The sequence below is a fragment of the Corynebacterium aurimucosum genome, assembly GCF_030408555.1.
Classification (GTDB): Bacteria; Actinomycetota; Actinomycetes; order Mycobacteriales; family Mycobacteriaceae; genus Corynebacterium; species Corynebacterium aurimucosum.
Genome location: NZ_CP047048.1, coordinates 1,513,934 through 1,531,993 on the forward strand (window position 1 = coordinate 1,513,934; position 18,060 = coordinate 1,531,993).

An 18,060-nucleotide genomic window follows, 5' to 3' on the forward strand; every position below is an offset into this window, starting at 1 on the left:
AGCGCGGGGAACGCGCGCGAGTATTTCGAGTGCTTAAGGTGCGACGGCCGCTTGCGGCAGACCCAAGGTTTCCTCCCAGCCCAAGGTCAGGTTCATGCATTGGACAGCTGCACCGGCGGTGCCCTTGCACAAGTTGTCTAGGGCTGCGGTTATCACCAGACGCTGAGCGCGTTCGTCCACGTGAGCCTGGATGTGGACCATGTTGGTCCCCACTACGTTCTGTGTTTCCGGCTGCTGACCTTCCGGCAGAACCAGGCAGAACGGCTCTTCCGCATAGAACTCGCGGAAAGCTTGAACAACGCTGTGCTTGTCAGCATCCCCCTTCAGCGGTGCCGTAATCGTCGCCAGGATGCCACGCGGCAAAGGCGCGAGCACCGGAGTAAAACTCACCGAAACCGACTTCTGCGTAAAGGGCTGTAAGTTTTGTAGGACTTCCGGAGTGTGTCGATGAGTACCGCCCGGCTTATAAGCCTTGAGATTGCCCATTGTTTCCGCGCCTAGCTGGGCCACGGAGGCCTTCTTTCCCGCGCCGGAAACACCGGTAATCGCAATGACGGACAGATCCGGTTCAATCAGCCCTTTCGCCACGGCAGGCAGCGCGCCGAGTGTAATCGTGGTTGGGAAACACCCAGGGACGGCCACACGGTTGCTGCCTTTAAGCTTGTCCCGGTTGCCGGGAACTTCAGGAATTCCATAAGGCCACGAACCGGCATACTCCCCGCCATAAAATGCATCCCAATCTTCCTTGTTGCGGAGGCGGAAATCGGCGGCGCAATCAATGACAGTGACGGACTCCCCCAGCTGACGACCAATCTCCGCGGAATGCCCATGCGGCAAACCGAGGAAAACGATGTCATGGCCCGCCAAAATTTCCGGAGTGGTGTCCTCGATGACGCGATCTGCTAACTGCGGCAGGTGCGGCATGAGTTCGGAGACTCGCTGACCAGCATTGGAGTGCCCCGTCAGCGCGCCGATATGCAGATCACCTGAAAGGTACGCTGGGTGCGATAGTAAGAGACGTAGAATTTCGCCTCCTGCATAACCCGTGGCTCCGGCGATAGCTACTGAAATAGTCATGCAGCCACAGTAGCAAATAATGCACTCCGCCGTATGTTATTCAATCAAATTGGAAGCACTTTTCTTCATTCCGCAGAGAATAAGGCTCGGATCTCCGCAGTGTCCTGCGAAAATTCGAGCCTTGCAGTAGGGATAGGAGCGAAGCCTACATGACGCGGGAGGAAACCTGTCCGAGGCCTTCGGCGCCTGACACGGCCTTCTTTCCTGCGTAGCCCAGGTAACCCTGTGGGCCAACGAAGTGGATACCACCTTGGGCGTCCGCGATGGCGGTGACCTCATTGAATTGGTGAACTTGGCCAGGCTGCAAGCGCTTGAAGTTGGAAGTCGTGAGCCCCTGGTTGAAACAATCAGCCTTGGAGCGGCCCGCATGGTAGAAGAAGCGTGGTGCCAACTGCCCCGGCGGGTTGCATTCCGGACTAGTGGCACGTGCGCCATTGGACAGACAAGCGACGTAAGTTCCTTCAATATTCGCCGCTTCGCAGTTGACGGTGCCATCAGCATTGGAGAAACCCTGGGACAAGTCAGCGGAAGCATGTGGGGCGATGGTCAGTGCGCCGACGACCGCGGCGGTAGCTGTAAGACGAGAAATCAAACGCATGGTGTGAACATTCCTTTCGGTGTGGAAACGCTGCCCCCTTGAGGTTATGAGCCAAGCCACACTACATCCAGTTCCAGGGGACCTGTCCCCACCCCTTCACTCCTTGCAGCATAAGAAAACCCGGCTCACATGGTGCGTGAGCCGGGTTAAGGAACCAAAGGTGCCAGTAAACGCTAAGCGCGCATCTCCGCACCAAGACGCTGCTTGGCTAGGTCTGCGGCAGCGAGTCGGTGCTCGTTAGCTTCTTCATCAGTCAGCGTGCGGTCATCTGCGCGGAACAAGAGCTGGAAGGCAAGGGACTTCTTACCTTCACCGAGCTGCTCACCACGGAAGACATCGAAGAGCTCCACAGATTCCAAGAGCTCGCCGGCGCCTTCCTCAACCACTCGGCGCACTGCCTCTGCCGGGGTATCCTCATCCACCACCAGTGCGATGTCTTGGTGCAAGGCCGGGAAGGAGGAGAGGACCGGTGCTGGGAACTTCTCCTCCAACGGCAGCGCAGTGACATCGAGCTCCATGGCGCACGTGCGGGCTGGAAGCTCAAGGGCCTCCAGTACCTGCGGATGCAGCTCGCCGGCATAGCCCACGACGGTTTGCTCGTCTGCAGCGAGGACTAAGGCGGCACAGCGGCCCGGATGCCACGGGAGCTGCTCGGCCGCCTTGACAGTGATGTCAACACCGGCGGCGCGGGCAACCTGGCGCGCGGACTCAATGGCATCTGCGTAGCTATAAGCACGACCAGAGCCCCACGGACCTTCGTGCTCAATGTTGCCGGTAGCGACCGTGGCCACGTGCAGCGGCTGTAGCGGCAGCGACTCCAAAAGCTCGCTCACCACGGAGTCCTCCGGGCGTGTCTCCACCGACGGCATCGGGGACGCATCAGCACGCTTGAATGCCACCTGTTGGAGACCGAAGAGGGCGAGGTCACTTCGGCCACGGGCCACGTTGCGGGCGATGGCTTCAAGGAGATTCGGAAGCAACGTCGTGGACAGAATGGCCTTATCCGATTCGAGAGGATTCTGCACGGCAACAGTGCGGCGACGCGGATCTTCCCTATCCAGACCCCAGGTGTCGAAGGTGTCGTTGGCAATGAACGGCGAAGGCAGAACCTCGGCATAGCCCGCATAAGCCAAGCCGTGTCCGATTGCACGGCGACGCTTCTGGGCCGGAGTAAGGCCATGACCTCCCACCGGGGTAGGCAGAATTGTCGGAATATCTTCGAGGCCCTCCAGACGCAGGATCTCCTCGATGAGATCCACATCCATGTCGATGTCGGTGCGCCAAGACGCGGGGACGACGGACAGTTCTTCTTCGCCAGAGACCTCGCAGCCCACCTCAATAAGGCGCTTCACCACGGTCTCGCGGGAGTACTCAACGCCGGCGTATTCGCTCGGCTTGGCGGCGCGCAGCGTGATGGGCTCGCGCTTGGCGACGTCTCCCACGAGCGTCCGGCCCTCCTCGATGGTGCCGCCCGCGATTTGCTGCAGCAGCGCACACGCAACGTCGAGAGCAACCTCTACGATGGCCGGGTCGACGCCACGCTCGAAACGGCGGGAGGCTTCCGAGGACAGCTTGTGGCGGCGCGACGTGCGGGCCACGGTAATCGGATCCCAAATGGCCGATTCGAAGTACACGTCAGTGGTCGTCTCGGAGATTTCAGAGGTCGTGCCGCCCATGACACCAGCCAGGGACTGAATTCCGTTGCCATCGCAAATGACCACGTCACCCGCCGAAAGCTCACGCTTGACATGGTCGAGGGTCTCAAATGTCTCCCCCTCGCTAGCATTGCGCACCACGAGTTCGCCGTTCACGACGTTGGCATCGAAGGCGTGCATCGGTGCTCCAAGGAGCAGCATAACGTAGTTGGTGATGTCGGTCGCCAGATTGACGCTGCGCTGGCCGGACAGCATCAGCTCGCGCTCCATCCAGAAGGGTGTGCGGGCAGCGGGATCAATGCCGCTAACCTTGCGCAGACCAAAGCGCTGGGCCTTGGTTTCTTCGCGCAGATCGACGGCGATCAGCTCGCCCTTCGGCGCCGGTACAGCAGAGGTATCGACTCCAGCAACGTTCGGATCCTGCGCCACGTCGGGGAAGGCGAGGTCGAAAGCGGAGGCAATCTCCCGCGTCAGGCCGCGTGCGGACAAGGCATAACCCCGATCCGGGGTGATGTTGACGTCGAAGACGGTATCGGACAGCCCAATGAGGGGGCGAGCGTCCTCACCGACCTTGTCGGCGACTTCCTCTCCCAGCACGATGATGCCATCAGCCTTCGCACCAAAGCCCAGTTCAGCCGCGGAGCACATCATTCCGTTGGAGATGTGATCATAGGTCTCACGGGCAGCAATCTTGAAGCCTCCCGGCAGCTCAGCACCCGGAAGGGAAACCACGACATAGTCATTGAGGCGGAAGTTACGCGCGCCGCAGATAATGCCCTGGAGTTCGCCGGTGCCATTGGCCTTGCCAACATTCACCTGGCAGTAGCGGATTGGCTTCTTGAACTGGGTGAGCTCCTCAATCTCCACGACTTGGCCAATAACGAGCGGGCCCGTGGTCTCCGGAAGAGCCTCATAGCCCTCGGTTTCGAATCCGACGCGGACAAAACCGGAGTCTAGCTCTTCGGCGGATACGTTCCAGCCAGAGTTTGCGGTGCCGAGGAGGCGGGTAACCCAGTCTTGGGAAATAAGCATTGTTTTCTTTCTATCCTTTCTCTGGGTTCCTATGCCTGCACGCCGAATGGCAAGGTAAAGCGGACATCGCCTTCCACCATGTCGCGCATGTCGGTGAGACCATTGCGGAACTGCAGGGTGCGTTCAAGGCCCATGCCGAAGGCGAAGCCGGTGTACTCCTCCGGATCGATGCCGACCGCACGCAAAACGTTGGGGTTAACCATGCCGCAGCCACCCCACTCGATCCAGCCGGCGCCGCCCTTCTTGTTCGGGAACCACACATCGACTTCAGCAGAAGGCTCGGTGAACGGGAAGTAATTCACGCGCATGCGAGTGGTGGTATCCGGACCGAAGAGAACTTTGGCCAGGTGCTCCAGAGTGCCGCGCAGGTGGGCCATGGTCAGTCCCTTATCCACGGCAAGGCCTTCCACCTGGTGGAAGACTGGCGTGTGGGTCGCGTCGAGCTCGTCGGTACGGAAAACTCGGCCTGGGCAAGCGATGTAGAGCGGTACATCACGCTCGAGCATCGTACGCACCTGCACCGGCGACGTGTGAGTACGGAGAACCTGCTTCGAGCCCTCCTTACCCACATGGAAGGTGTCCTGCAACGTACGTGCCGGATGATCGGGCTTGAAGTTCAAAGCATCGAAGTTGAAGTACTCAGCCTCGACCTCTGGGCCGTCGGCGATTTCCCAACCCATGCCCACGAAGATGTCCGCAATGCGCTCCGACAGCGCAGTAATTGGGTGTAGTGCACCGGTCTGCGCCCGGGTAGTTGGGACGGTGACGTCGACTTTCTCCGCCTTGAGCTGCGCGGCGCGAGCCTCCTGCTCGAGCACTTCACGAATTTGTGCAAAGCGCTTCTCCATCTTGCCGCGCGCGATGTTCACCGCACGCCCAGCATCCTTGCGCTGATCCTTTGGCAACTGCCCCAGCGACTGGCGGGCCTGCGGGATATAGCCGCCATCACCAAGGTGCTCACGGCGGGCGGAAGTGAGCTCGTCGAGGTCGGATGCAGCCTCGAAGGCGGCAATGGCCTTCTGCGCGGCGGCCTCGAGGGCCTCTTCGGTCAATTCGATCTGAGGTGTGTCGGACACGTGCCTTGATTACCTTCTTCTCGCACAAAAACTAACGCGAGCTATCTTACCGTGCTTAACGACTGCTGTGGCCACCAGCCCCAGCCCAAGGAGAGACTAGCGATTCTGCTGCTTGGCAGATTCGTACAGGCAGATGCTGGCAGCCGTGGCAAGGTTCAGAGACTCTGCACGGCCCAGAATTGGAATGCGCACGCGCATATCGGCTTCATCCAACAGTTCTCCTAGTCCATGCGCTTCGTTTCCAAACAGCCATGCGGTGGGTTGGGAAAGGTCCGCATCCGCGAGGTCCACCTCGCCGTCAGCGGCCGTTGCCAGCACCTGCATGCCGGAGGAGCGCAACTTACCCAAGACATCTTTGATATTGGGATCACGAACCACGGGAATATGGAAGAGTGAGCCTGCTGATGCACGCGCGACTTTACAGCCCAAAGGGTCGACCGTCTCACCCGCGAAGATGACGCCATCGGCGCCCATGGCATCCGAAGTCCTGATCAAGGTACCTGCATTGCCCGGCTCGGAAGTAAGCACTGGGACTGAGACCAAACGCGGCTTGCCCGCCAGGATTTTACCTGCAGTCCACAGGACAGGACGGCACACAGCAAAGAGGCCTGTGCTCGTCGCCGTATCGGAGAGGTGCTTGGCTGCCTTATCGGTGATGGGATGAACATAGACGTCCATATAGCCGCAGGTTTGCACAATATGTGCAAAGCGTTCGGCGGCCTTTTCCGTTACGAAAACGTCCGTGGCTGCGCCTGTGGACACCGCTGCGTCGACAGCATTTTCACCCTCAATAAGGAAACGCTCTGCCTTCCGACGGCTAGCGGCACGATGCAATTTTGCGGCATTGACTATGCGTGGCGTGCGCTCGGTGAAGGCATTCTCAAAGTCCAGTTTCATAGCCTCCACCCTACCGAGGCCGCCTACGAGCTCACGGATCGCATGGGCAGCACAATGCAGCTAGCCCACCTCTTCCAAGCTTGAGAGAGGTGGGCTAGAAAATATGTGCAAAAGACTACTTCTTCAGCGGGATGCCGTTGGAGTCTCGGTCATAACCGCCTGCACCGGCGATGATCATGATGAACTCAATAATCACCCAGATCCAGAGGATACCCGCCGAGATTGCACCAATACCCAGCCACGACGTTAAGACGCTAAAGACACAGAGGGATACCTGGCCGATAGCGCGACCCGTGCGGCCAACGTAAAAGTTATGAGCGCCGAAGCCACCGAGGAAGAAAGCCAGCAAAAGGGCAACCAGCCAGGACTTCTGCGGCGCGTTGACCGGGGCCTGCTGAGAGTAATACTGGCCTTGACCTTGGTACCCGCCCTGCTGGGCCGGCAGGTTCTGGCCGTAGTTGCCGCCCTGGTACTGATTTCCGTTGGAGTCGAACGGATTAGAATACTGAGGGTTATTGCCCGAAGCATTCGGGTTGTTCTGCTGGAAACCGCCGTTGGGGTTCGTCATGAGAAAGACTCCTTTTTAAGCCTGTAAGCACAGGAAGAGAACGTGGGAACTTGATTAAGGTAACACAAAGCACACGCCATGTCCCCTTTTTCTTCACCTCACTGGGGCCTATTCCCCATTGGCTCCTGTGCCCATAATTGAAGCTTGGAACGCCAAACGCCCACCGTTTCCTTGATGCGGAAAGCAGTGGGCGTGGGCGGGTTAGTGAAAGCTTAAGCAGCCTTCGGAGCGTTAACGTCCTCCGGCAGTGCAGCCTTGGCGGCCTCGCACAGTGCGGAGAAAGCCTCGAAGTCATTAACAGCAAGCTCAGCCAGGATCTTGCGGTCAACCTCAATCTCAGCCAAGCGCAGGCCGTGGATGAGGCGATTGTAGGTGATGTCGTTCATACGAGCAGCAGCGTTGATGCGCTGGATCCACAGCTTGCGGAACTCAGACTTACGGGCGCGACGGTCGCGGTAAGCGTAAGTCATGGAGTGCAGCCACTGTTCCTTGGCCTTGCGGTAAAGACGGGAGCGCTGGCCGCGGTAGCCCTTAGCGGACTTCAGGATCGCGCGACGCTTCTTCTTGGCGTTAACTGAGCGCTTTACTCGTGCCACAATAATACTTCCTTATCTTGATTGTGGTGTGTGGAAATGGAGTGTTTCGGCGCTGACTATGCGCGGCCGAGAAGGCGCTTGATGCGCTTGGTGTCTGCCTTGGCAACGTCCTCGGTGCCCTTCAGGCGACGGGTGCGCTTGGAAGGCTTGCCTTCCAGGAGGTGGCGGCGGTTGGCCTGCTCGCGACGCAGCTTGCCGGAGCCGGTCACCTTGATGCGCTTGGCGGTGCCCTTGTGAGTCTTCTGCTTCATGAGAATTAAATCCTTAAATCCTAAGTGGAGCGTGGTCTACTTCTTGCCTTTGCGGACGGGCCCAAGAACCATGGTCATGTTGCGACCATCCTGCTTGGGGCGCGACTCCACGACGCCAACCTCTGCGACGTCATCAGCCAAACGCTCCAGCAGACGGAAACCGAGCTCCGGGCGCGACTGCTCGCGACCACGGAACATGATGGTTACCTTTACCTTGGAACCCTTCTCCAGGAAGCGCACCACGTTGCCCTTTTTGGTCTCGTAATCGTGATCATCAATCTTCGGACGGAACTTCTGTTCCTTTACCACGGTTTGCTGCTGATTCTTACGGGACTCGCGGGCCTTCTGGGCCTGCTCGTACTTAAACTTGCCGTAATCCATGATCTTGGCTACGGGCGGCTTCGCGTTCGGGGCGACCTCGACCAAGTCAAGGTCTGCTTCGTACGCGAGCTTGCGAGCATCGTCTGTACGAACGATGCCCACCTGTTCACCACCGGGGCCAACAAGACGGACCTCGGGTACTCGGATGCGCTCATTAATGCGAGCTTCAGCGCTGATTGTGGTTCTCCTCGATTGTGGGGGCTAGTAGTGTGCCTACCGTGACCACAAACGAATAAATCCCGGTGCCATAGGCATCCGGGAGTTTCTTTTCAAGCACGCGCCATAAATGGCGCCTACTCTTAACCTTTATCCTGCACTGGACAATTCATCCTGCGCGGCATCGGGTGGGAGAAACTCCGCTTGCGGCCCAAGTACCTCCTGGAGGAGGCGCTACGGGCGGTAGTGCGCACTACTCTATCACCGCGATCATCGTGAGCCAAATCGGCGTGCCGACGTGTTTGTCGATACCTCTCTTGCAGCGGTTGACGACGTCCCTACCACCGCTGATGGCGCACTGGGTTGCGCGCAACCTTCCAACGGCGTTAGTGCCCTGGCTTTCAGCGCCTCAGAGACCACTCGGTCAACTCCGGCGGCTAGCATGTCGAGGGCGGGTATCGCTTCATCGGCATACTCCCCAGGCATAGTGACCTCAATGGCCAGACCCACCGCGCTATTCTCCGCAGTCCCGCCGCCTGCAGTTTCTCGAACTCCAATTTGACGGTGAGTATATCCGTTATCAGTTTCAGATAATCCCCAGCCACCTTTGGCGCGGGTGTCCGGCAGCTTATCAAGCCCATTGTCTTGCCACTCCACGATGTCATCCATCGCGTCATACACTTGCTCAGCTTCTGGTATGCACGGCAAGTGCGCGCCGAACTTCGCTTGTTCTTCGAGCAACCACGTGGAATAGCCAAAGGGGTCGGCAAATTCGCCGGTTGAGTCATACTCTTTCAACAGGGATTTCACCGCGCTGCCGGCATCCCCCTCGGTCCATTGGACGTGGGACCACAGTGCATAGGCTGCATCATTATCAGATTCTTTAATTGCGAGGTCCACGAGCTCGAGGCTAGCTCCATCACGCAGAGCGGCAATGGCGATGGGAACCTTCACGGTCGACCATGCGGGTTCATGGCCCTTGAGCCCAGCGTTGAACGTCTCCTTTTTATCCGCCACGGACACACCGGCACGAACGTCAAACTCGCTTTCTACGTCGGCGATAACGGCGCGCAGCTCCGAGGACACGTCGAAGTTCGGCGTATCACCCTCACCTGCTTCTTCAGTAGATGGATGCTTGATGTTCTGTTCGGGGCTCGAACAGCCAGTTAAGGTTGTTGCCACGGCGAGGCAAAGAGCTAAAGCAGCCCTGGGGGTGTTCTTCTGCCTCACCATCACACCATCTCCTTGAGGAAACCTCCCGTATAGGAGCCTTCTACCTGCGCCACGTCCTCCGGCGTGCCTTGGGCCACGACAGTCCCGCCACCGGAACCGCCTTCTGGCCCCATATCCACGATCCAGTCGGCGGCCTTGATGACGTCTAGGTTGTGCTCAATGATGATGACCGAATTGCCCTTGTCCACCAGCCCCTGGATGACGAGCATAAGTTTGCGGATGTCCTCAAAATGCAAACCAGTCGTCGGCTCATCCAAGATGTAGACCGTGCGTCCATTCGTGCGCTTCTGAAGCTCGGATGCCAGCTTTACGCGCTGTGCCTCACCACCAGAAAGCGTCGTGGCGGCCTGACCCAAGCGGACATATCCCAGGCCTACCTCCACCAAGGTGTTGAGGTAGCGATGAATTGAGGTGATGGGTTCGAAGAACTCGGCTGCCTCCGAAATCGGCATATCGAGAACCTCTGCGATGTTCTTACCTTTATAGAGGACCTCCAGCGTCTCGCGGTTATAGCGGGCACCATCACAGACCTCGCACGGCACGTAAACATCGGGCAGGAAGTTCATTTCAATCTTGATGGTGCCGTCGCCTTGGCAGGCCTCACAGCGTCCGCCCTTAACGTTGAAGGAGAACCGCCCCGGCTTGTAGCCGCGGACCTTCGCCTCCTGGGTTTCCGCGAAAAGATTACGAATCTTGTCGAAGACGCCTGTGTAGGTTGCCGGATTCGAGCGCGGGGTGCGGCCGATGGGGCTCTGGTCCACCTGCACCAGCTTGTCTAGGTGTTCCACGCCCTCCACGCGTGTGGCACGACCGGGCACTTGGCGGGCACGGTTGAGCTTGTTGGCCAAGGTCTTAGCCAGGATCTGGTTGACCACTGTGGACTTTCCTGAGCCAGACACACCAGTGACGCAGACGAGGACGCCCAGTGGAATCTCGACGTCAATACCCTTGAGGTTATTCTCGCGCGCGCCGACGACCTTGAGCATGCGCTCGGGGTCAATCTCACGGCGTGTATCCGGGACCGCAAGCTTCTTCTTTCCTGACAGATACTGCCCCGTCAGGGACTCCTCCACGGATTCGATACCGGCGGGTTCTCCCTGATAGACCACAGTTCCGCCAAATTCGCCGGCGCGGGGGCCAACGTCGACAAGCCAGTCCGCTTCCCGGATGGTGTCTTCATCATGTTCCACCACAATCAAGGTGTTTCCGATATCGCGCAGGCGCTTCAACGTGGCGATAAGGCGCTGATTATCGCGCTGGTGCAGGCCAATCGAGGGCTCATCCAGCACGTAGAGGACTCCCGCCAGACCAGAACCAATCTGGGTGGCGAGTCGAATGCGCTGTGCTTCACCGCCGGACAACGTGGAGGCGCCGCGGTCAAGGGTCAGGTAGTTCAGGCCGACGTCGAGAAGAAAGCGCAGGCGAGCCTGGATTTCTTTGAGCACGGCACCGGCGATGATCTCCTCGCGGTGGCCCAACACGAGCGAGTCGAGGAACTCCGCCGCCTCCTCGATGGACAGCGCCGTCAAGCCAGCGATGGACTGCTCGCCATGTGCGGTGGAGGCTAAGCGCACCGCCAAGATTTCCGGCTTCAGGCGGGTACCGCCACAAGCGTTACAAGGCACGCGGCGGGTGTACTGAAGCAGACGGTCCTTCTGGGATTCGGAATCCGTCTGATCGAGCTTGCGTTCCAAGAAGCCGATGGCACCCTCGAACGGCGCGGTCCAGTTGCGCTGGCGGCCATAGCGGTTCTTATAGCGCACGCTGACTTCCACATCCGTGCCATAAATCAGCGCGTGGCGCTGCTCCTTGCTCAGCTCGGACACCGGGGTGCGCGGATCAAAATCCAGGGCTTTCGCTAGCCCTTCAACCAGTTTGACAAAATATCGCGCATTGGGGCTCGACGTCCACGGTTGGATGGCTTCGACAGCCGGGGCATCCGGATCCGGGATCAACAAATCCACATCCACTTCAAGGCGCGTGCCCAAGCCATCGCACACCGGGCAGGAACCGAAAGGCGCGTTGAATGAGAACGCGCGAGGCTCGTATTCCTCAATGGTCAGCGTGTGGCCGTTGGGGCAAGCTGCTTTCTCCGAGTAGGTGTGTGTGAGCTCTTCGCGGTCTACGAAATCCAGGGTGACTAGGCCGTCTGCCAAGCGCAGTGCTGTTTCCACCGAATCCGTCAGCCGCTGCTTTTGGGAAGCCTTCACCTGCAGGCGGTCCACGACGACATCGATGTCGTGCTTGATCTGCTTCTTCAGCTTGGGCGGGTCACTGAGCTGGTAAAGCTCACCATCCACCCGAACGCGGGAATAACCCTGCGCCGCGAGATCTGCGAAGAGGTCAACGAACTCGCCCTTACGTCGGCGCACCACAGGGGCAAGGACCTGGAACTTAAGCTTCTCCTCGTGACTTAAGACCTCATCCACGATCTGCTGCGGGGTTTGGCGCTCAATGACGGCATCGCACTCAGGACAGTGCGCTGTACCCGCGCGAGAAAAGAGCAAACGCAGGTAGTCATAAATTTCAGTGATGGTTCCGACGGTGGAACGCGGATTGTGGTTGGTGGATTTTTGGTCAATGGACACAGCCGGTGATAAGCCATCGATAAACTCGACGTCCGGCTTATCCATTTGGCCAAGGAACATGCGCGCATAAGAGCTTAAGGACTCCACGTAGCGCCGCTGGCCCTCGGCGAAGATGGTGTCAAAGGCGAGTGAGGACTTACCGGATCCTGATAGACCGGTAAACACCACCAGGTTATCGCGCGGAATGTCGATATCCACGCCCTTGAGGTTGTGCTCACGCGCACCTCGTACGACCAAACGATCAGCCACTAGTTGCTGCCTTCCTACACAAAAGAATGTGTGTTCAGAGAGTTCTCACTCAGAATGTACCCGTATGGTTGGACTTATGAACAACGCGCTTGAGCTTCACAAAATTTCCGTGTCCGAGATGGACAACAATTGCTACCTGTTGTGCGCCGGTGACGAGGCGCTGCTTATCGACGCCTCCGCTGACGCTCCTGCGCTGCTCTCCTTGGCCGCCGACCATGGGGTAAAGATCACTTCCGTTCTCACCACGCACCGTCATTGGGACCACGTGCGCGCGCTCAAAGAGGTTCTGGATAAAACCGGTGCCGTGCATTACTCCTCTTTCCTGGACTCCCCTGCCTTGCCGGCACCCGTCGACGTCGAGCTGGAGCACGGCGATACGCTCCCATTCGCCGGCTACGAACTACCCGTTATTATTCTGCGCGGACACACCCCCGGCGGTGCGGCCATTGCAGCAGAGATTGATGGGGTTACCAACCTTTTCGTTGGCGATTCACTGTTTCCTGGCGGAGTGGGCAAGACCACCTCGGAAGGTGACTTCGTGCGTCTGTACAAGGATGTCACGCAGCGTCTCTTTGATGTCTACCCGGACGAAGCGATCGTCCGCCCTGGGCACGGCGCACCCACCACGCTCGGCGCAGAGCGCCCGCACATGGACGAATGGTGGGAGCGGCGTTGGTAACAACTTATTAACTGCTGCACTGACAGCGGCACTTGCTTAACCCGCGTACTATGGTGTGACGAACGTCTTTAAAGATCTATTGAATGGAGCACGTTATGATTCGTAAATTTGCCCGTCCTATGCTGGCCTCCGTGTTTGTCTGGGATGGTGTGGATACGCTCCGCAACACCTCGGAGCACGTCGCGGACACCGAGTCCGCGCTCAAGCGCCTGCGCAAGGTGCTGCCCCGCGAATATGCAGGCTACATCCCAAATGACCCAGAGCTCGTTACCCGCGCACTCGGCGGTGCGAAGACCGCTGCAGGTACCACCTTGGCACTGGGCAAAGCCCCGCGCACCTCGGCTGCAGTGCTCGCGCTGACGCACGTCCCTAACCTGGTGGGCAACGCTTTCTGGACCGCCGATTCCAAGAAGGACAAGGAAGCACAGCGCAACAGCTTCATCACCAACACTGCCCTACTTGGTGCCTTGGCCATTGTTACGCAGGACACCGAAGGCAAGCCCTCCGTGCGTTGGCGTGCTGCCAAGGCCTCGGAGCGTGCCAACAAGAAGATCCAGCAGGCGCTGCCGGGTAAGTCCGAGCAGCAGAAGTTCGCAGAAGACTTCTCCAACCGCGCCAACGAGATTTCTTCTGATGTGACCACTAAGGCTAATGACTGGTTCGAAACCGCCAAGGACTACGTCGAGGACAACCGTGATGATTGGGAGTCCGCTGGCCGGGACTTCATCGACTCCGCGCGCTCCTTCGTCGAGGACAAGGCTGAGACCGCTCGTGAGTTCTTTGAGGAGAACAAAGATGATTGGCTTGACGCTGCACGTGACAACACCGAAACCGCCCGCAAGGGTCTGGTAAAGGCAGCCGGCAAGGCACAGGACCGCGCTGACGAGGCCCTAGCCAAGGCAGATTCGCTCGACGGAAAGCGCGCCCAGAAGAAGGCTCGCAAGCGCGCTGAGAAACTCCAGAAGCAAGCCTCCAAGAAGCTGGATAAGGCTTTCAAGAAGTTTGGTGACCGCTTCTAAGCTCTCCTTCCTACGCTGCGGAAAGCCCCGCAACGCACCGCGATAATCACCGCGGTGGAGACAACAACGGCTCAGCTAGTATGCTGGGCCGTTGTTCTTTTTCCTGTCCACTCTTCCTTTATCTCCCTTCTTACTTCCCGTCTGTTCACGAGAAGCCTTCATACGCACCCAAGGAGCCTTGTGTCTGAATCTTCACCCGCGACTCACACCGGGAAAACCAGCGCCCACGCGAGCGAGCACAGCGCCGAAATAGCTAGCGAACAAGCCTATGTCGACGGCCTCTTTGAGCGTCTGGACAACGAGGTCCACGCTGCCAATGTTCGCCTCAACGAGGTGCAAGCAGCCGTCGACCCTCATACCCCAGATGCTGATGCTCTCGTGCGCCGCGAAACCGAGTACCACGGCCTACAAGCCAAACTGGATCGGCTTAACGTTGCCCAACTCGGTCTAGTTTTTGGGCGCATCGACATTGATGCACCTGGCGATAATCCCACCCCGGAAGGCCTCGACCGCCGCTATATCGGCCGCATGGGACTTGATGCCCGGGAGGAGGACTACCGCACGCTTCTTTTGGATTGGCGTGCCCCGATGGCGCGGCCCTTCTACCTGGCAACCACTGCGCACCCTGAAGGGGTTCACGTTCGCCGGCATATCAGGACTACCGGTCGCACTGTCACCGGTATTAGCGACGAGATCCTCGAAGGAGACAACACTGCAGAAAGCAGCGATGTCGCTAGTGAATCCGCCCTCCACCACGTCATGCAGCGTGCCCGCACTGGCCATATGCCCTCCATCGTGGAGACCATTCAGCGCGAACAGGATGAGATCATCCGTGACAGCACGCGCGGCGTCATGGTGGTCGAAGGCGGACCAGGAACCGGCAAGACGGCGGTGGCGCTGCACCGTGTGGCTTACTTGCTCTACACCTACCGCGAACAATTAGCCGCCACGGGCGTGCTCATCGTGGGCCCCAATTCCACCTTCCTGGAATACATTTCCCGAGTACTCCCGGAACTTGGTGAGACCGGCGTTGTACTCTCCACCATTTCTTCTCTCTTCCCCAGCATCGAGGCTACACACGCTGAAACCTTGCTCGCCCGCGAAATCAAGGGTTCAGAGGCCATGGTGGAGATTCTCGGCAACGCGGTGAAGGACTACCAGCGTGTACCCGAGCAGCTGCGCACGCTGGAGATCGATCGGCTCGAGCTCACCGTGGCCCCCCAGATGGTCAAGGCAGCACGAACCCGCGCACGGCGCTCGCGCAAGCCGCACAACGATGCTCAAGCGGCGTTTGCGGAACACCTCATCGAATCTCTGGCCCAGCAGATGGCCGAACGCATCGGTTCTGATCCGCTGGGAGGCGCCAACCTGCTCTCCCGCGCAGATGTGGACCAGCTCCACGATGATCTTGCTGAAGAACCACAGGTCCTGGAGCTCATCGACGAGTTCTGGCCCCATCTGGCGCCTACAGATGTGCTCGCCGATCTCCTGAGCAGCACCGAACGCATCGATTCAGCGGCCAGCGCCTACGATGAGGAAACCCGGGGTGCCCTCTACCGCGAGGATGGCCGGGCTTGGGCGGCGTCGGATGCTGCGCTTCTCGACGAGCTCGCTGTCCTCATCGGCATGCCAGACCCAGAAGCGGAACGCGCTGCAGAGGAGAAGGAATGGCGTGAGCAGGTAGCCGAGGCAGAAGATGCCCTCGATATTCTGAGCTCATCTGATTCCACCGACAACGATGATGACATGTTCGAAGCGGAGATTCTCTCTGCCCACGACGTCATCGATGCCGAGCACCTCGCTCGACGCCACGAAGTTCGGGATTCCCGCACCACCGCTCAACGTGCCCGCGAGGACTACACGTGGGCTTACGGGCACGTCATCGTCGACGAGGCACAGGAGCTCACCCCCATGGAGTGGCGCATGATTTTCCGGCGCAGCCCTTCCCGGTGGATGACGCTCGTCGGCGATACCTCCCAGACTGGAGCTCCCGCCGGCGTTGATGATTGGGGCGAGACTCTCGAGCCTTTCGTCGGCCAGCGCTTCCGATTGCACGGTCTGAGTGTCAACTACCGAACCCCGCGCCCGATCACTGAGCTGGCCAACCAGCTCCTTCAATCCATCAACCCCGAGGCGACGCCAGGCATCGCGGTGCGCGACGGTGTGGACGTTATCTGGCAGGACGGTGAGAGCGACCTTCAGCCCGCAACCTTCCAGGACGCTGACGGGCGCCTGCGCGCTGTGATCACCGCAGCCAACGTTGAGCAGATCAAAGGACTGGAGTTTGACCACGTCACCGTAGTCAATCCGGATGACATCGTGGAAGCGTCCCCGCAGGGTCTGCACAACCTCTACGTGGCGCTGACGCGTGCGACGCAGTCCCTCACCATCGCCGGCCGCTACGCGGAGGTTTTCCGTTAATCTGGTGCGCATGGCACTTTCCGATATCGCCCGCAAAGTCGAATCCACCGCAAATGCTTACTCGCTCAAGCGCTCAGCACGCAAAGGCTGGCGCCCCAGTGTTACTGGCTATGCCGGCTACGGCAACGAGGAATTCGTCCACGTGCTGGGGCGGGTCCTCATGCATGACCCTGCCGCCGAAGAGCGCGATACGTGGGCTCAACGCGGATACCGCCAGTTCTTCACCATTCAGGTCACGCACCACGAGGTTGAAGTTACGGTTGGCGGGAAAACGGTAGCGGGCACCACGAACGACAACGGCTATGTCGACGTGCTAGTCCATGACCACGGGCTAGAACCCGGTTGGCACGAGGTCACCATCCGTGCCAAGGGCGCCGAGGAAGCCAGCGCGGAGGTCCTCATCGTGGATAAGGACACGACCTTCGGTGTGGTCAGCGATATCGATGACACCATCATGGTCACGTGGCTGCCACGCGCGATGATTGCGGCGTGGAATTCTTGGGTCAAGCGCACTAATACGCGCAAACCAGTAGAAGGCATGGCCAGCTTCTACCGAGAGATCTACCAGCAGCACCCAGAGGCACCCTTCATTTACCTCTCCACCGGTGCGTGGAACACCTATGACACGTTGGTGAACTTCATGGCGGACAACGGATTCCCCCGCGGCCCGCTACTCCTGACGGATTGGGGGCCTACACCTACCGGCCTCTTCCGCAATGGCCTGGAGCACAAGCGCGTCCAATTGCGAAACCTGTTCATCGCTTTCCGCAAACTGCGCTGGCTGCTCATCGGTGATGATGGCCAGCACGATCCCTTGACCTATGCGGACGCGGCAGCGGAGCATCCTAACCATGTGGCAGCAGTTGCGATACGCAATCTCACACCGCAGGAGCAGCTGCTGTCCCACGGCTCGCTCGCTCCCTTGGTGAAGGTCAACGAGCAGTCTTCTTTCGATATCCCGCTCATTCAAGGCACCGACGGTAACGCCCTTGCCCGTGCCTACCGCACTCTTCCTTCCAGCTAGGAAGATAAGAAAAGGCGCGCAGCGGCCCAGGTAACCCTTTCTTTGAAGGTCTCTGGGCGCTGCGCGCCGTGCACGCAATAAAGCGTTAGTTGACGGTGTGGACAATCATGACATCGCAATCAGACTGACGTGCGACGTCCGCCGGTACCGAACCAAGCAGGCGGCCGGTCAGGGAGTTGATTCCACGGTTACCCACGATGAGCAGGTCTGCCTTGTTGTCGTTGACAATGGACATCAGGGCCTGAACCGGGGTGCCCGGGCGCACAGCGGTCTCCACCTTCGCCACGCCGAACTTCTCTGCGTGCTCCTTGCCAGAGGCGAGGTTGGCCTGGGCCTTCTCATCACCGAGAATCGTCACGGAATCCTGGCGCAAAGTCTTGGAAGCCTGCTCCTGGTTCTCGTAGTAGGCGCAACCGATGATGAGGGTGGCATCGAAGGCTGCGGCGATCTTGGCGGCGCGCTCCACAGCAAGCAGGGAGGACTTGGAACCGTCGGTGCCGACCACGATCTTGTTGTAATCGCTCATGATGACCTTTCTTCGCTGGCCTCAACCATGAGGC

At 59.2% G+C, this 18,060-nt stretch carries 16 protein-coding genes; 4 read left to right on the top strand and 12 right to left on the bottom strand.

Annotated features, from left to right (window positions below; translation table 11 throughout):
• Positions 1-33 precede the first annotated feature (33 nt).
• The 11 genes from argC to uvrA all read right to left on the bottom strand — a co-directional run bounded on the left by argC (position 34) and on the right by uvrA (position 12,357).
• Positions 34-1,077: an N-acetyl-gamma-glutamyl-phosphate reductase gene (argC, locus tag CAURIM_RS07105; RefSeq protein ID WP_070446913.1), complete on the bottom strand. Its 1,044-nt coding sequence runs from the start codon at positions 1,075-1,077 to the stop codon at positions 34-36.
• Positions 1,078-1,222: 145 nt separating this feature from the next.
• Complete coding sequence (locus tag CAURIM_RS07110) at positions 1,223-1,675, bottom strand: hypothetical protein (protein ID WP_070719261.1); 453 nt, start codon at positions 1,673-1,675, stop codon at positions 1,223-1,225.
• Positions 1,676-1,848: 173 nt separating this feature from the next.
• A complete protein-coding gene (pheT, locus tag CAURIM_RS07115) occupies positions 1,849-4,362 on the bottom strand; it encodes a phenylalanine--tRNA ligase subunit beta (RefSeq protein ID WP_201828139.1) in 2,514 nt (837 codons plus the stop codon).
• A 29-nt stretch (positions 4,363-4,391) separates the two neighbouring features.
• Positions 4,392-5,438 (bottom strand): phenylalanine--tRNA ligase subunit alpha, encoded by a 1,047-nt coding sequence (pheS, locus tag CAURIM_RS07120; RefSeq protein WP_201828137.1) that lies wholly within the window; start codon positions 5,436-5,438, stop codon positions 4,392-4,394.
• Between the two features lie 96 nt (positions 5,439-5,534).
• Positions 5,535-6,335 (bottom strand): TrmH family RNA methyltransferase, encoded by an 801-nt coding sequence (locus CAURIM_RS07125; protein ID WP_201828135.1) that lies wholly within the window; start codon positions 6,333-6,335, stop codon positions 5,535-5,537.
• Positions 6,336-6,450: 115 nt separating this feature from the next.
• A complete protein-coding gene (locus CAURIM_RS07130) occupies positions 6,451-6,903 on the bottom strand; it encodes an NINE protein (protein ID WP_070446903.1) in 453 nt (150 codons plus the stop codon).
• Between the two features lie 212 nt (positions 6,904-7,115).
• Positions 7,116-7,499 carry a 50S ribosomal protein L20 gene (gene rplT, locus CAURIM_RS07135; protein ID WP_005323264.1) on the bottom strand — a complete coding sequence of 128 codons (384 nt, stop codon included), beginning with the start codon at positions 7,497-7,499 and terminating at the stop codon, positions 7,116-7,118.
• A gap of 56 nt (positions 7,500-7,555) precedes the next feature.
• Complete coding sequence (rpmI, locus tag CAURIM_RS07140) at positions 7,556-7,750, bottom strand: 50S ribosomal protein L35 (protein WP_039675593.1); 195 nt, start codon at positions 7,748-7,750, stop codon at positions 7,556-7,558.
• A gap of 36 nt (positions 7,751-7,786) precedes the next feature.
• Entirely contained in the window at positions 7,787-8,308 is a 522-nt protein-coding gene (gene infC, locus CAURIM_RS07145; RefSeq protein WP_080550383.1) for a translation initiation factor IF-3, read from the bottom strand.
• A gap of 249 nt (positions 8,309-8,557) precedes the next feature.
• Complete coding sequence (locus CAURIM_RS07150) at positions 8,558-9,469, bottom strand: serine hydrolase (RefSeq protein ID WP_236659262.1); 912 nt, start codon at positions 9,467-9,469, stop codon at positions 8,558-8,560.
• Between the two features lie 50 nt (positions 9,470-9,519).
• Complete coding sequence (gene uvrA / locus CAURIM_RS07155; RefSeq protein ID WP_070719253.1) at positions 9,520-12,357, bottom strand: excinuclease ABC subunit UvrA; 2,838 nt, start codon at positions 12,355-12,357, stop codon at positions 9,520-9,522.
• Between the two features lie 76 nt (positions 12,358-12,433).
• Here uvrA and CAURIM_RS07160 point away from each other — a divergent pair, with 76 nt between their 5' ends.
• The 4 genes from CAURIM_RS07160 (at position 12,434) to CAURIM_RS07175 (ending at position 17,500) form a co-directional block, all read left to right on the top strand.
• Positions 12,434-13,036, top strand: coding sequence for an MBL fold metallo-hydrolase (locus CAURIM_RS07160; RefSeq protein WP_070644842.1), 603 nt, complete (start codon positions 12,434-12,436; stop codon positions 13,034-13,036).
• 95 nt (positions 13,037-13,131) lie between these two features.
• Positions 13,132-14,055: a DoxX family protein gene (locus tag CAURIM_RS07165; RefSeq protein WP_201828131.1), complete on the top strand. Its 924-nt coding sequence runs from the start codon at positions 13,132-13,134 to the stop codon at positions 14,053-14,055.
• Between the two features lie 180 nt (positions 14,056-14,235).
• Entirely contained in the window at positions 14,236-16,476 is a 2,241-nt protein-coding gene (locus tag CAURIM_RS07170) for a HelD family protein (RefSeq protein WP_201828129.1), read from the top strand.
• A gap of 10 nt (positions 16,477-16,486) precedes the next feature.
• Positions 16,487-17,500, top strand: a complete 1,014-nt coding sequence (locus tag CAURIM_RS07175) for an App1 family protein phosphatidate phosphatase (protein ID WP_070711267.1) — start codon at positions 16,487-16,489, stop codon at positions 17,498-17,500.
• Positions 17,501-17,585: 85 nt separating this feature from the next.
• Here CAURIM_RS07175 and CAURIM_RS07180 read toward each other — a convergent pair whose 3' ends face one another.
• Positions 17,586-18,026, bottom strand: coding sequence for a universal stress protein (locus CAURIM_RS07180; protein WP_070446890.1), 441 nt, complete (start codon positions 18,024-18,026; stop codon positions 17,586-17,588).
• Positions 18,027-18,060: the final 34 nt, after the last annotated feature.

What these genes read in the sequence shown, in the direction of transcription:
- CAURIM_RS07130 (WP_070446903.1), bottom strand. Translation starts at nt 6,903, where the DNA reads ATGACGAACCCCAACGGCGGTTTCCAGCAGAACAACCCGAATGCTTCG.
- CAURIM_RS07110 (WP_070719261.1), bottom strand. Translation starts at nt 1,675, where the DNA reads ATGCGTTTGATTTCTCGTCTTACAGCTACCGCCGCGGTCGTCGGCGCA.
- rpmI (WP_039675593.1), bottom strand. Translation starts at nt 7,750, where the DNA reads ATGAAGCAGAAGACTCACAAGGGCACCGCCAAGCGCATCAAGGTGACC.
- CAURIM_RS07165 (WP_201828131.1), top strand. Translation starts at nt 13,132, where the DNA reads ATGATTCGTAAATTTGCCCGTCCTATGCTGGCCTCCGTGTTTGTCTGG.
- CAURIM_RS07175 (WP_070711267.1), top strand. Translation starts at nt 16,487, where the DNA reads ATGGCACTTTCCGATATCGCCCGCAAAGTCGAATCCACCGCAAATGCT.
- CAURIM_RS07180 (WP_070446890.1), bottom strand. Translation starts at nt 18,026, where the DNA reads ATGAGCGATTACAACAAGATCGTGGTCGGCACCGACGGTTCCAAGTCC.
- CAURIM_RS07160 (WP_070644842.1), top strand. Translation starts at nt 12,434, where the DNA reads ATGAACAACGCGCTTGAGCTTCACAAAATTTCCGTGTCCGAGATGGAC.
- CAURIM_RS07125 (WP_201828135.1), bottom strand. Translation starts at nt 6,335, where the DNA reads ATGAAACTGGACTTTGAGAATGCCTTCACCGAGCGCACGCCACGCATA.
- pheT (WP_201828139.1), bottom strand. Translation starts at nt 4,362, where the DNA reads ATGCTTATTTCCCAAGACTGGGTTACCCGCCTCCTCGGCACCGCAAAC.
- argC (WP_070446913.1), bottom strand. Translation starts at nt 1,077, where the DNA reads ATGACTATTTCAGTAGCTATCGCCGGAGCCACGGGTTATGCAGGAGGC.